The organism is Mycobacterium sp. (assembly GCF_035633495.1).
Taxonomy (GTDB): domain Bacteria; phylum Actinomycetota; class Actinomycetes; order Mycobacteriales; family Mycobacteriaceae; genus Mycobacterium.
Genome location: NZ_DASQEU010000056.1, coordinates 61,545 through 74,397 on the forward strand (window position 1 = coordinate 61,545; position 12,853 = coordinate 74,397).

Annotated in this window: 15 protein-coding genes; 13 read left to right on the forward strand and 2 right to left on the reverse strand. The window is 66.5% G+C overall.

Features of this window, described 5'->3' with window-relative positions:
* Positions 1-23 precede the first annotated feature (23 nt).
* From VET27_RS08710 to VET27_RS08770, 13 genes are all read left to right on the forward strand, one after another.
* Positions 24-569, forward strand: a complete 546-nt coding sequence (locus VET27_RS08710; RefSeq protein WP_526517078.1) for a DUF1641 domain-containing protein — start codon at positions 24-26, stop codon at positions 567-569.
* A gap of 71 nt (positions 570-640) precedes the next feature.
* On the forward strand, positions 641-1,606 hold the full coding sequence (locus VET27_RS08715) for an NADH-quinone oxidoreductase subunit B family protein (protein WP_526517080.1): 966 nt from the start codon (positions 641-643) through the stop codon (positions 1,604-1,606).
* A 61-nt stretch (positions 1,607-1,667) separates the two neighbouring features.
* Positions 1,668-3,278 (forward strand): nickel-dependent hydrogenase large subunit, encoded by a 1,611-nt coding sequence (locus VET27_RS08720; protein ID WP_526517082.1) that lies wholly within the window; start codon positions 1,668-1,670, stop codon positions 3,276-3,278.
* Between the two features lie 74 nt (positions 3,279-3,352).
* Complete coding sequence (locus VET27_RS08725; protein WP_526517349.1) at positions 3,353-4,114, forward strand: hydrogenase maturation protease; 762 nt, start codon at positions 3,353-3,355, stop codon at positions 4,112-4,114.
* A 133-nt stretch (positions 4,115-4,247) separates the two neighbouring features.
* Complete coding sequence (locus VET27_RS08730) at positions 4,248-4,466, forward strand: hypothetical protein (RefSeq protein WP_526517084.1); 219 nt, start codon at positions 4,248-4,250, stop codon at positions 4,464-4,466.
* Positions 4,467-4,482: 16 nt separating this feature from the next.
* Positions 4,483-5,757 (forward strand): hypothetical protein, encoded by a 1,275-nt coding sequence (locus VET27_RS08735; protein WP_526517086.1) that lies wholly within the window; start codon positions 4,483-4,485, stop codon positions 5,755-5,757.
* Between the two features lie 22 nt (positions 5,758-5,779).
* Positions 5,780-6,688 carry a NifU family protein gene (locus VET27_RS08740; RefSeq protein ID WP_526517089.1) on the forward strand — a complete coding sequence of 303 codons (909 nt, stop codon included), beginning with the start codon at positions 5,780-5,782 and terminating at the stop codon, positions 6,686-6,688.
* 10 nt (positions 6,689-6,698) lie between these two features.
* A complete protein-coding gene (locus VET27_RS08745; RefSeq protein ID WP_526517091.1) occupies positions 6,699-7,889 on the forward strand; it encodes an NHL repeat-containing protein in 1,191 nt (396 codons plus the stop codon).
* A 10-nt stretch (positions 7,890-7,899) separates the two neighbouring features.
* Entirely contained in the window at positions 7,900-8,730 is an 831-nt protein-coding gene (locus VET27_RS08750) for a hypothetical protein (protein WP_526517093.1), read from the forward strand.
* A gap of 136 nt (positions 8,731-8,866) precedes the next feature.
* Positions 8,867-9,601 (forward strand): 4-hydroxy-tetrahydrodipicolinate reductase, encoded by a 735-nt coding sequence (gene dapB / locus VET27_RS08755; RefSeq protein WP_526517095.1) that lies wholly within the window; start codon positions 8,867-8,869, stop codon positions 9,599-9,601.
* 50 nt (positions 9,602-9,651) lie between these two features.
* A complete protein-coding gene (locus tag VET27_RS08760; RefSeq protein ID WP_526517351.1) occupies positions 9,652-10,074 on the forward strand; it encodes a hypothetical protein in 423 nt (140 codons plus the stop codon).
* A 50-nt stretch (positions 10,075-10,124) separates the two neighbouring features.
* On the forward strand, positions 10,125-10,526 hold the full coding sequence (locus tag VET27_RS08765; RefSeq protein WP_526517353.1) for a flavodoxin family protein: 402 nt from the start codon (positions 10,125-10,127) through the stop codon (positions 10,524-10,526).
* Between the two features lie 104 nt (positions 10,527-10,630).
* The gene (locus VET27_RS08770; protein WP_526517097.1) at positions 10,631-11,095 is read left to right on the forward strand and encodes a hypothetical protein; all 465 of its coding nucleotides are present in this window, start codon (positions 10,631-10,633) and stop codon (positions 11,093-11,095) included.
* Here the strand turns inward: VET27_RS08770 and VET27_RS08775 are convergent.
* Together VET27_RS08775 and VET27_RS08780 are read right to left on the reverse strand one after the other, a co-directional pair.
* Positions 11,089-12,018, reverse strand: coding sequence for an HpcH/HpaI aldolase/citrate lyase family protein (locus VET27_RS08775; protein WP_526517099.1), 930 nt, complete (start codon positions 12,016-12,018; stop codon positions 11,089-11,091). The two genes, VET27_RS08770 and VET27_RS08775, sit on opposite strands and share 7 nt — an antisense overlap.
* A gap of 55 nt (positions 12,019-12,073) precedes the next feature.
* A complete protein-coding gene (locus VET27_RS08780; protein ID WP_526517101.1) occupies positions 12,074-12,820 on the reverse strand; it encodes a dienelactone hydrolase family protein in 747 nt (248 codons plus the stop codon).
* Positions 12,821-12,853: the final 33 nt, after the last annotated feature.

The following is a 12,853-nucleotide window of genomic DNA, read 5'->3' on the forward strand; positions in this document are numbered from 1 at the left end:
CAGATCTGATGCACGGAGGCACAATGACAGCAAACGGCCAGGCTCTAAAACTGTCACCGGCCGATCAGGTTCGCGAGAAGCTCGACGATCCACGGGTGGCGGAATCTCTCAACGATTTGCTCGAACACGCTGACCTGCTGGCGATTCTGGTGTCCGGCCTCGACGGCCTGGTGCGGCGGAGCGACACGCTCGGTGACAACCTCACGTCGGCGATCGGTGAGTTCAAGGGCTTGAACAACGGCACGAAGGGGATCCCGGGCATCGAGTCCCTGAAGTCGGTCGATCTCGCCGGCCTTGCCGCGAGCTTCGCGACGCTATCGGACAAGGTTGTCGGGGCGACTCCCGCAATCAATTCCCTTCTGGAGTCCCGCCTGACCGATCCCCAGGCCGTCGAGGTGCTGGCCCAGCTCGGCGAGGCGCTGGTTGAGGCCAAGACGGCCGCGGCCCGCAACGCCGACGGCCCCAAGGGATTGTTCGGAATCCTCAAGGCAACAAGGGATCCCGACGTGGTCCGCGGCTTCGGCTTCCTTCTGCAGGTGGCCAAGTCCTTCGGCAGGCAGCTCAGATGACTTTTCAGTCCACTACCCGTTGACCAGGATCAACCAAGGCGCCGGCGACGGTGCCGCCGAGAGGAGTTCGCATGGCTTCGGTCCTGTGGTTTCAGGGAGGCGCGTGCAGTGGTAACACCATGTCGTTCCTCAACGCCGACGAGCCCAACGTCGTCGACCTGATCGTCGACTTCGGGCTGGACCTCATCTGGCACCCCTCGCTGGGGCTCGAGCTGGGCAAGAATGCCCAGAAGGTGTTCAACGACTGCGCGAGCGGCGAACGGCCACTTGACATCTTCGTGTTCGAGGGCACGGTCATGGAAGCCTATGACGGTCGGACGGACATGTTTGCCGACCGTCCGATGAAGGACTGGGTCAACGAGCTCGCCGGTGCCGCACAGATCGTCGTGGCGATCGGTGACTGTGCCTGCTGGGGCGGCATCCCGGCGATGGAGCCGAACCCGTCCGGATCCACGGGACTGCAGTTCCACAAGCGCGGCAAGGGCGGTTTCCTCGGGGCGGACTTCAAGTCGAAGATGGGACTGCCCGTCATCAACATTCCCGGTTGCCCCGCCCACCCGGACTGGATCACCCAGATCCTCGTCGCGCTGGCCACCGGCCGCGCCGGTGACCTGACCCTCGACGAGCTGCACCGGCCGGAGACGTTCTTCAAGACGTTCACCCAAACCGGTTGCACCCGTGTGCAATTCTTCGAGTATAAGCAGTCGACGATGTCGTTCGGCGAGGGTACGCGTACCGGCTGCCTGTTCTACGAGTTCGGTTGCCGAGGGCCGATGACGCACTCGCCGTGCAACCGAATCCTGTGGAACCGGCAGTCTTCCAAGACACGTGCTGGGATGCCCTGCCTGGGTTGCACCGAACCGGAGTTCCCGCACTTCGACCTCGCACCCGGAACGGTGTTCAAGACGCAGAAGGTCGCGGGGGTCATCCCCAAGGAAGTGCCGGAGGGCACGGACCACCTGACCTACATGGCCCATGCCGCAGCAGCGCGCATCGCCGCCCCGCAGTGGTCGAAGGAAGACATGTTCGTGGTCTAGCAGTGGCGAACACCGCGCAGCCAAACCATCAGCCCAGGTTCATCGGAAGGACCACACCACAATGACCGCACTGGACCTCTTCGTAAGCCCCTTGGGGCGAGTCGAGGGTGACCTCGACGTCCGAGTCACCATCGAGGATGGCGTCGTCACCTCCGCCTGGACCGAGGCCGCGATGTTCCGCGGCTTCGAGATCATCCTGCGCGGCAAGGATCCTCAGGCCGGGCTCGTCGTGTGTCCGCGCATCTGCGGAATCTGCGGCGGTAGCCACCTCTACAAGTCCGCGTACGCGCTCGATACGGCGTGGGCGACGCACATGCCGCACAACGCCACCCTGGTCCGCAACATCTGCCAGGCCGCCGAGACGCTGCAGTCGATCCCGCGCTACTTCTACGCGTTGTTCGCGATCGACCTGACCAACAAGAACTACGCGAAGTCGCCGATGTATGCCGAGGCCGTCCGGCGTTTCGCACCGTATGTGGGAACGAGTTATCAACCAGGCGTGGTGCTTTCCGGCAAGCCGGTCGAGGTCTACGCTATCTTCGGCGGCCAGTGGCCACACTCCAGCTTCATGGTGCCCGGCGGCGTGATGTGTGCGCCGACCCTGTCGGACGTGACGCGTTCCATCGCGGTCCTCGAACACTGGAAGGACGCCTGGCTGGAAGGTCAGTGGCTGGGTTGCAGCGTCGACCGGTGGCTGGAGGTGAAGACCTGGGAGGACATGCTCGCCTGGGTCGACGAGAACGAGTCGCAGCACAACAGCGACTGCGGATTCTTCATCAGGTACTGCCTGGACGTCGGACTCGACAAGTACGGCCAGGGTGTGGGCAACTACTTCGCCACCGGCACCTACTTCGACCCGTCGCTGTATGAGAACCCGACCATCGACGGCCGCAATGATGCGTTGATCGGACGCTCCGGGATCTACTCGAAGGGAGAGTGGCACGCATTCGACCAGGCCAAGGTCCGCGAGGACGTCACGCACTCGTTCTACGAGGGCAGTCAGCCGTTGCACCCCTTCGACGGCGAGACCATTCCGGTCGACCCGGAAGCCGGTCGCAAGCAGGGCAAGTACAGCTGGGCGAAGTCGCCGCGCTACGACATCGGTGGCGGGCTGGGCAACGTTCCGCTGGAGGCCGGGCCGCTGGCCCGCCGGATGGCGGCAGGCGGACCGAACGCCTTGCCGCACCAGGATGAGGACCCGCTGTTCGTCAATCTGTACAACTCGATCGGGCCCAGCGTGTTCGTCCGCCAGATGGCTCGCATGCACGAGGCACCGAAGTACTACAAGTGGGCCCGTCAGTGGTTGGACGACCTCGACCTGAAGGAAAGCTTCTACACCAAGCCCACCGAACACGCCGAGGGCAAGGGCTTTGGGGCGACCGAGGCGGCGCGTGGCGCACTGGCGGACTGGATCGTGATCGAAGACTCCAAGATCAAGAACTATCAGGTGGTCACGCCGACGGCGTGGAACATCGGGCCGCGCGACGGCTCGGAGGTTCTCGGCCCCATGGAGCAGGCGTTGGTCGGATCCCCGATCGTCGATGTGGAGGACCCGGTCGAACTGGGTCACGTGGCCCGCAGCTTCGACTCCTGCCTCGTCTGCACTGTGCACGCTTATGACGGGAAGACGGGCAAGGAACTTTCGAAGTTCGTCATCAACGGAATGGTGTGATCCTGACGTCTACGCAGGCCTCTTCCTCCGAGCCGGACCAGGTCGATCTCGAGCCACCCGGTTGCAACGTGTTGGTGGTCGGATGCGGCAACCTGCTGCGCGGAGATGACGGAGTCGGACCCGTTCTGGTGCGCCACCTGTGGGAGTTCGGGGTGCCGGACGGGGCCCAGATGGTGGACGGTGGCACTGCCGGGATGGACACCGCGTTCCGGATGCGGGGCGCGGAGCGGGTCGTGATCGTCGACGCGGCGGCCACGGGGTCCGAGCCTGGCACCGTGTACCGCGTGCCAGGGGAGGAGTTCGCCGAACTGCCACCTCTGCAGGGGCTGCACACCCATTCGTTCCGGTGGGATCACGCCATCGCCTTCGCGCGGTGGGCACTGGGCGATGCGTGCCCCACCGACATCACGGTGTTCCTGATCGAGGTGGCCGGCGTCGACTACGGGGCTGACCTGTCCGAGTCGGTGACGGCCGGGATGCACACCGTCATCGACGTCATCGAGCGCGACTTCCTGGCCTCGTTACGGCCGGCAAAGGCCGCCGAGGTGACAGTGGAGTTCACCGACGACGGATACATCCGCCTGGACGCGGCTCTGGCCGCGAGCAGATTCGCCTCCGACGCGGTCGCGGCCGTCGTGCGCGACGACGACTTCCTGCTGATTCCGCTGCGAGGTCCCCGCAGCGGCGGTTTGCTTCTCAAGCAACGAAACCCGGCGGGGGACCGAAGTGCACTGATTCACGAAGTGCTTTACGGCCGCATTCCTGTCGGTGTCCGGCGCGCCTTCTGGGACGACGCGCAGGGCGCCCTGCGCGTCCCCTTGGAACCGATCACGTGATCATCGTCACGAAGCGTATTAGGTGGCCCTTACTCGCCGACGCTCTCCGGGCATCCTTTGACGATGGACATCGACGTCTGGGCGACCGCCCATGGGTAGCTGCGAGTCGTTCCCGAACGGTCGGCCTCCGACCGTGACGCCCGCCAAGAGGTCCGCTGAGGAAGCGCACGCCGTCGACGCGGTGGTGGTCGAAGAGCGCGGACAGTTCGCCGTGGACATCGTCGTGGTCTTCTCCGACGGCGTCGTGCGCAAACGCATCAACACCCATCGAACCCGTCGCCGTGCCGAACTGGCGGCGAGCTTGATCAAACGTGCCGCCGAGCGCGACCTGAAGGGTCCGCTGAACGGGTGACGAACATGGGAGGCCCGTGACCGAGACCGTAGTTACCGCGCTTTCGGCGGACATCGCTGCGACGCCACCCGTCGCTTCGCTCGCCCCGATTCGACCCCAACCGCTTGGCGCATTCGGCCTTCCCCTGGGTTATCTGCTGGTTCCCGCCGGTGATGACACCGAACCGGCTCGCGAAGCGCTGCTCGCCGGATGCATACCCGCCGACTGGCCGCTCCGGCTGGCCGCGCATCAACACGCCCTCGCCGGGGACCGCGACGCGGCCCTGGCCGAGCTCGACGGCGACGACCCGATCACCCGCTACAACCGCTTCGTGCTGAATTCCGACCTCGAGGACGCCGAAGACCTTCGGTCGGTGCTCGGCGAGTTCGCACCCCTGGTCGACCTGGTGTCCTTCGCGCTCGGGCGAATCGACTCCCCGCCCGAGGTCGGTAATTCCGACCGCGAGATGGCTGCCGTTCTGCTCGGGGCGACCGCCAGCCACGTGCTGGCCGATGATCCCGCCGCAGCAGTCGTCCTCCTCGACTCGGCAGTCGAAGCCGCTCGAAACGTGTCGAGACCACTCGCAGGCGTTCTGCTCGGCGCCTCCGCATCCATCTGCATCGAGACCGACGATCCCGGTGAAGCACACGAGCGGATCGAGACGGCGCTGCGCCTGCTCGCCGACGCCGACGGTCTGCGCGTCGAACGCGCCGAACTGCACCTGACCGCCGCCGGGTTGCTGCACGAACAGACGCACGACAATCCGGGGCTCATCGCGCAGGCCATCCCGCACTACCACTCGGCATTGCAGCTGGTGCAACGCGAGGACGCACCGCTGCTCTGGGCGTCTGCCCACGCCAACCTCGCGACCGCATACCTGACCATGCCGATGGTCGAGGCGTCCGGCCAGCTGCGGTTGGGTGTCGCATCGCAGTCGTTGCGGTCGGCGTTGACGGTCTACACCCGCGAGGACTACCCCGAGCAGTGGGCAAGTGTTCAACTGAACCTTGCCAATTCGCTCGTCTACACGCCGTCGAAGCATCAGGCCGACAACCTCGTCGAGGCCGTCGAACTCTACGAGGCGGTCCTCGAGGCGCGCGACCGCAATACTGATCCGCTCGGGCGGGCGCGCGTGCTCGCCAACCAGGGCAACGTGCTGGCGCACCTGGGTGCGTTCAGGGACGCGAAGGCCAAGCTGTACGAGGCGCGGTCACTGTTCGAGGAACTGGGCGACGACGAATCGGTGCGCGCGGTGCGTGGTGTCCTCGACGAAGTCGCCCGACAGATAACGCTGAACCGAACCGAGTCTTGACCCAACGGACGAGGATTAGCAGATGACCACTGTTGCCGAAGAGCGAGCGAGCAGTCCCGGCGCGGGTGATGAGCCGGAATTCGAGAAGCTGGCCAAGCGTGTGGACGATGCGATGCGGGCGCTCGCGGGCCTGGATCCGATGTCGCGCGCGATCGCCGAGGAGGTCAAGGCGTCGGTCGAGTCGATTCATCGCGCCGGCCTGGTGTCCATCGTCCGCCGGCTGAAGGCCGACGAAGCCACTCGCGAGGCATTGTTCGAACTCGTGGACGACCCGTTGGTGCACCTGCTGCTGTCCATTCACGAGATCGTGCGGCCCGACCCGATGACACTGGCGAATCGCGTGCTGGTGGAGGTGCGTCCGCAATTGCAAAGCCACGGAGGCGATGTCGCGCTGGTTCGAATAGAGGACGGCACGGCGTTCGTGCGACTGGAGGGGGCCTGCAACGGCTGCTCGATGTCGTCGGTCACCCTGCGCAACCTCGTCGAGAGCGCATTGACGGCAGGCGTGCCGGGGGTGGGAGCCGTCGAGGTACTGCCCAATGAGCCCTCGCCGACGCTGATTCCGCTCGAATCGCTGCGCATCGGCCGGGATCCCGCCACTGAGGGCTGGGTCAAGCTGGGTCCGGCGACCGACGTCCCCCAGGGGGACATCACGTCGGCGGGCCTCACTGCAGCCACCGGCGAGTACGTCGAGGTCATCGTCGTCAACGTGGAACAGCGACTGACGGCCTACCGCAATGAATGTGCCCACGAGGCATTGCCGTTGGACAACGCCATGCTCGACGTCTCCAACGGCACGCTGACCTGCCCCTGGCACGGATTCTGTTATGACGCCACGTCTGGTGAGTGCCTCACCGCGCCGGGCGCCCAGTTGGAGCAGCTGCCCTTGCGGGTCGACAAGGGTGACGTTTGGGTCCGGATCGTTTCATGAGCGGCGTCTCGTGAGCCGGTACACCGTCCGCATGAACGTCAGCGGGCGACCGGCCCGCATGGACGTCGCGCCCGAGGTCGACCTCAGTGGTGGCTGGGCTCCGGAGCTGTGGCTGGGTGCGCCCGCGCCCGGCGGGTTGGCGCTGCCGCCTGCGAGCCCGACGATGGCCTGGATGTATTCGCCGCGCGGGGTGTTCCTCGGCGAGAACCACGTCGTCGTCGCCGATTCCGGGAACCACCGGGTGCTCATCTGGCACGGCATGCCCACCGTCGACGAGCAGCCCGCCGACGTCGTTCTCGGCCAGCCCGATGGCACGACCGAAGGCCGCGCCGCCAACGGGCGAGGACCCGAGCGGGGAATGAATCTGCCGACCGGGGTACTCGTATACGACGGTCGGCTGATCGTCGCCGACGCCTGGCACCACCGCATTCTGGTGTGGGACGAAGTCCCCGTGCTCAACGACACCCCTCCGGATCACGTTCTCGGTCAACCCGATCCCAGCAGTGTGCTGCCGAACCAGGGCAGGGAGTGCTCGGCATCGACGTTCTACTGGCCGTTCGGCATCGCCGTCGTCGGGTCCCGATTCTGGGTAGCCGACACCGGCAACCGTCGGGTGCTCGGCTGGGACGGCGGCATCCCGACCCCGGGTCGTCCCGCCGACGTCGTGCTCGGTCAGCCAGACGCCTCACACCGCGAGGAGAACCGCGGCGGCGACGCAGGCCCGGCGAGTTTCCGTTGGCCGCATGACATCACGGGTCGCGACGACCTGCTGCTTGTCGCCGATGCCGGTGACCACCGGGTGCTCGGGTGGTCACCACACCCCGACGCCGACCGCCCCGCCGACGTCGTGATCGGGCAGGCGGACTTCACCACCGCCACCGAATGGCCCTACGGACCACACACCGGTGACCGGTTCCGCTTTCCGTATGCAGTCGGCCTCGATGGCGAGGACGGTAGCGAGCGGCTCGCGATCGCCGACACTGCGAACAACCGGATCCTGCTGTGGGACGTCGTGCCCGTAGCCGGCCGTGCGGCCGATTACGTCCTGGCGCAACCGGATTTCGGCTCCAACGGCGAGAATCGGTGGACGTCGGTGCAGCGGGATACGCTGTGCTGGCCATACGGCATTTCGCTGCGCGGCAATCGCCTCGCGGTCTCCGACTCCGGCAACAACCGGGTCGTGATCTGGCGCCGCTCGTGAGTGACCCTTCGTGAGACCGAAGATCGTCCAGACGGACGGACAGATCGGCTTCTACTGGGCGACCCCGACGGGCGCGCCGACGTCACTTCAGGCACTCGTCGCCGACGACGACGAGCCCGATCGGCTGGTGGCGACACATCTCGAAGCAATCGACGACTCGCTGATCATCGCCGCGGAGCGCTTCGGCGAAATCCTCGGCGGCGGTCGGCGACCCGCTGCCGATGAACGCGAGGACCTGTTGGATCTGCATCGCACGCTGGACCGGCTGTGCTTCGAGTACGCGGCGGCCCTTGAGCACACGGGCCTCGTTGCCGACCTGCGAGCGGGCAAGATCGTCGGAACCGCGGCGTTGTTCTCCATCCTGGCTCGCGAGCCGCTGGGGCTGTTGGGGCCTGCGCCGTTCGATGGTGAGCTCGACGATCCGTCGATCGGCGTCATCGGCGGGTTCGGCGAGATGCAGCAGGTCGATCCCGAAAAACCGTGGAAGGGCGGCCGCTGGGTCGTCAGAACCGAAGCGGGACAACGCTATCCGTTGACACTGTCGATGCTCCTATTCGACAGCTCGGGAGTGAACAAGGAGGCCTCGCGCAAGGAGCACCTCGAGGCGTTGCGATCGGTGATCACCGCCGCCCGGTCTGCCGATGCCGATCCGATGGCCGTCACCTGCGCGCTGGACTGGCTGCTGTACGACTGGTTGATGGCTCACCGCGACGGCCCCGACAGTGCCGAGATCGTGTTTCCGAAGGGCTACGAGTCGGACGCAAGCGTCATCATCGCGGCTGCGGCGTCTTCGGTCGCGGCCAGGGCCACCTTCGACCCTGGCCTCGTCGGCCTGTCCTGATCTGCCGCCACCCCCCACACCCGCCGCGAGCGTGCGTGTCTGCGGGAGACACGCCGAGGCGAAACCCCAGATCGCGCACGCTCGCCGAGGCAGTGAGGGCCGCGAGCGAGACAGCGCGGGGAAGTAGGCTGCCACCATGCGAGTCGGAGTTCTGGGCGCCAAGGGCAAGGTCGGCGCGACGATCGTCGACGCCGTCGAAGCGGCCGATGACCTGACTTTCTCGGTGGGAGTGGACGCCGGCGATCCGTTGGCGCTGTTCACCGAGAGCCAGACCGAGGTGGTCGTCGACTTCACCGACCCCGACGTCGTGATGGACAACCTGCAGTTCCTCATCGAGGCAGGCATCAACGCCGTGGTGGGCACCACCGGATTCACCGACGAACGGATCGCGCAGGTCAGGTCGTGGCTCGCCGACGAGCCCGACGTCGCCGTGCTGATCGCGCCCAACTTTGCGATCGGCGCGGTGCTCTCGATGGAGTTCGCCAGGCAGGCGGCACGCTTCTTCGAGTCCGCTGAGGTCATCGAGTTGCACCACCCGTTCAAGGTCGATGCCCCATCGGGCACGGCGACGCGGACGGCACGGCTGATCGCCGAGGCCCGTAAGGGCTTACCGCCCAGCCCCGATGCCACCAGCACCGGCCTCGACGGCGCCCGGGGAGCCGACGTCGACGGTGTCCGCGTGCACTCGATCCGGCTGGCCGGTCTCGTCGCGCATCAAGAGGTCCTGTTCGGGACGATGGGGGAGACGCTGACCATCCGGCACGACAGCCTCGACCGGACGTCGTTCGTGCCTGGTGTGCTCCTGGGCGTCCGCAATGTCGCCGCGCACCCCGGTCTCACGATCGGGATCGAACCCCTCATGGGTTTGTGACGAGGGACGAGGGCTCCCGCGCCCTGCGCATACAGCTGGTGATCGGCTTCATGTGCGTGGCGATGGTTGTGTACTTCTTCCTGCTTGGCCGCGCGGGCGTCATCCTGATCTCGTCCGGCCGACCCGCCGCCATCGGACTCGGGGTTGCCATCTTCCTCCTGCCGGTGATCGGCCTCTGGGCCATGATCGCCACGCTCCGAGCCGGTTTCGCGCACCAGCGACTGGCCCGTCTCGCGCGCGAGCAGGGCATGGAACTCGACGTCAGCGCGCTACCGCGCAGGCCATCGGGCCGCATCGAACGCGAGGCCGCCGACGAACTGTTCGACACGGTCCGCACCGAGGTCGAGAACGAACCCGACGATTGGCGTCGCTGGTACCGGCTCGCCCGCGCCTACGACTACGCAGGCGACCGGGGGCGGGCGAGGGAGACGATGAAGAAGGCCGTCGCGATGCAGGAGGAGCGACGGCCGTGAGCAAGACGCTGCTGATCGTGCACCACACTCCGTCTCCGCACACTCAGGAGATGTTCGAGGCGGTGCTAGCCGGTGCCACCGCCCCCGAGATCGAGGGCGTGGAAGTAGTTCGTCGACCGGCACTTTCGGTCTCGCCAACCGACATGCTGGAGGCGGACGGCTATCTCCTCGGCACGCCGGCCAACCTGGGCTACATGAGCGGGGCGCTCAAGCACGCGTTCGACGTCTGTTACTACCCGTGCCTCGACGCGGCCCGCGGGCGACCCTTCGGCCTGTACCTGCACGGCAACGAGGGCACCGAGGGAGCCGAGCGGGGCGTCACCGCCATCACGACCGGGCTGGGGTGGGTGAAGGCCGCCGAGTACGTCGTGGTCTCCGGCAAACCGAGCAAGGCCGACCTCGAATCGTGCTGGGAACTCGGCGCTACGGTCGCTGCTCAGTTGATGGAGTGACAGACCAGACCAAGCGGCGTGCACGACCGACGGTTCCCCGCGTCGAGATGCTGGCCGACATCTACGCTGACGGCCACGCTCATTGATCGACAGAGGAGTCACAGATGCCCGGTATCGCCGACATCGCCCTGGCCGGAGCGCCCATCGCTGGCGGCGCGCTGCTCGGCGTGGTCGCAGGCAACCTTCGTGGCCCCGACATCCGCGCCCTGGTCAAACAGGACATGGAACTCTTGAAACTCCTGCCGCCGGAGCAGGTCGAACGTCGCGCCGAACTGCAACGCGTGATCGACATCCGGATCGACGATTTGATCGCCGCGGTCGACAAGCAGCGCTCGATGCTCGAGATCGCGGCGTCCTACCGGGGCAACTGGCGTGACATCGTGGTGTTCGTCTGCGCGATCCTCTTCACGATCATCTGGTGGAACACCGACCACAGCCGCAGCAATTACTGGGTGATGTTCGTGGTCATGATCGTGGTGTCGGTCGCGGCGGGCATGTACGCCGGTCGCGGGGTACTTCGAGCCATCCGGACCTACGCGCGCGGACTCAGGGCCGAACGCGGTCAGTAGTGATATGTGTCGGACGGCGCTGGGACGTGGTCGGGATCGTCGCCGAATTCCGATGAATGGATGCCGTAGGCCTTGGCCAGGTCGAGGATCTTGGTGGCGCGCGCGATGCGCGGCAGATCCGAGCCGTTGCGGATCTCTCCGCCGTCGCGCTGGAACTCCGCGAAGAATTCGTTGGCCCAGCTGATTTCGTCTTGCGACGGGGACAGGCCCTCGTTCACCGACGGGCACTGATCGGGCGTCAGGCAGATCTTGCCGGTCATGCCGAACTCGACGGAGACGGCGCTGGCCTCGATGAGTTTCAGCGCGCTCGAGCCGATCGTCGGCCCGTCGATGGCGCTCGGCAGGTGGGCCGCCTTCGCCGCGATCGTGAAGCGCGACCGCGCGTATGCCAGGGTGGCCGGGTTGTCTCCGAAACCCGTGTCACGGCGGAAGTCGCCGATGCCGAAGGCGAGGCGGAACGTGCCCTTCGTTGCGGCGATCTCGGTGATGCGTTCCAGCCCCCTGGCGGTTTCGACGAGGGCAACGATGGGCACGTCCGGCAGTCGCTTCGCGGTTTCGATGACGTGGTCGACGGATTCGACCATCGCCAACATGACTCCGCCGACCGAGGTGGCAGCCAGCATGTCCAGGTCATCGGCCCACCATCGGGTGCCGAAACCGTTGACGCGCACCCAGTCGTCGTTGCCCGAGGTCAGCCACTTGCTGACGTTGTCACGGGCGGCGGCCTTGTGCTTGGGTGCAACGGCGTCCTCGATGTCCAGGACGACGACGTCCGCACGGGACTGGGCGGCGGGCGCGAACCGATCCTGCTGCGCGCCGTTGACCAGGAGCCAGCTTCTGGCGAGTACCGGGTCGATCCGGAATCCGGGGTCCGAGGGGTCGTGGTTCGAAGCCGGGTCGCTGCCGGTGGCCTGGTAATACACGGGTCAATCGTCGCCTACGGGGTCACGACGGGGCACAACGGCCCCGTAAAACTCGTCAGCCCAGCTTGGCGCCGAAGAAACTCGCCATCGCATCCCAGTGCCGCTGCGCAGCGTCGGGGTCGTAGGGCGCGTTGTCGGGTACGGCGAAACCGTGTGCGGCGGCATAGAACTCGATGGTGTGCTCGACACCGGCCGCGCTGAGCGCATTGTCCAGGGTGTGAGCCTGTTCGGGAGTGAACGAGGCGTCGTCCTCGGCGCCGCCGACGTACACCGCGGCGCGGATCTGGTCGGCCAGCAGGTGCGGGCTGCCCGCATCGTCGGACGCGAGGCCGCCGCCATGGAACGACATCGCCGCGGCAACCCGGTTGGGAACGCGACCGGCGACGATCAGCGAGGTACGGCCGCCCATGCAGTAGCCGGTGGTGCCGAACGCCGTGCCAGTGACCTCGGGTCGCGACTCCAGGTAGCCGAAGAATGCACCTGCGTCGCTGGCCATGACGTCCGGGGTGACCTTGGCGATCATGCCGAACAGCCGCTTGCGCTCGCCCTCGTTGCCGAACACCGTCGCCATGTCGAACGGCAACCAGTCACCGTCGCGGTAGTAGACGTCGGGCACCAGCACGGCATAGCCGTAGCCGGCCAGCTTTTCTGACATCGCGTCGAAAACCGGACGTCGGCCCCCGGCGTCGGGATACATCACGACGCCGGGCCACGGGCCGCTGGAGCCGGAGCCATCGGGTGTCGCGAGCGTGACCGGACACGTTCCGTCGGGCATGGTGATGGTGTCGGTGATCGTCGGCATGGCCTCCGTTCTACTCCTCGGCTCTGGACGTAA

Coding starts and splice junctions, on each gene's coding strand:
- VET27_RS08710 (WP_526517078.1), top strand. CDS start 24: ATGACAGCAAACGGCCAGGCTCTAAAACTGTCACCGGCCGATCAGGTT.
- VET27_RS08715 (WP_526517080.1), top strand. CDS start 641: ATGGCTTCGGTCCTGTGGTTTCAGGGAGGCGCGTGCAGTGGTAACACC.
- VET27_RS08720 (WP_526517082.1), top strand. CDS start 1,668: ATGACCGCACTGGACCTCTTCGTAAGCCCCTTGGGGCGAGTCGAGGGT.
- VET27_RS08740 (WP_526517089.1), top strand. CDS start 5,780: ATGACCACTGTTGCCGAAGAGCGAGCGAGCAGTCCCGGCGCGGGTGAT.
- dapB (WP_526517095.1), top strand. CDS start 8,867: ATGCGAGTCGGAGTTCTGGGCGCCAAGGGCAAGGTCGGCGCGACGATC.
- VET27_RS08760 (WP_526517351.1), top strand. CDS start 9,652: ATGTGCGTGGCGATGGTTGTGTACTTCTTCCTGCTTGGCCGCGCGGGC.
- VET27_RS08765 (WP_526517353.1), top strand. CDS start 10,125: ATGTTCGAGGCGGTGCTAGCCGGTGCCACCGCCCCCGAGATCGAGGGC.
- VET27_RS08770 (WP_526517097.1), top strand. CDS start 10,631: ATGCCCGGTATCGCCGACATCGCCCTGGCCGGAGCGCCCATCGCTGGC.
- VET27_RS08780 (WP_526517101.1), bottom strand. CDS start 12,820: ATGCCGACGATCACCGACACCATCACCATGCCCGACGGAACGTGTCCG.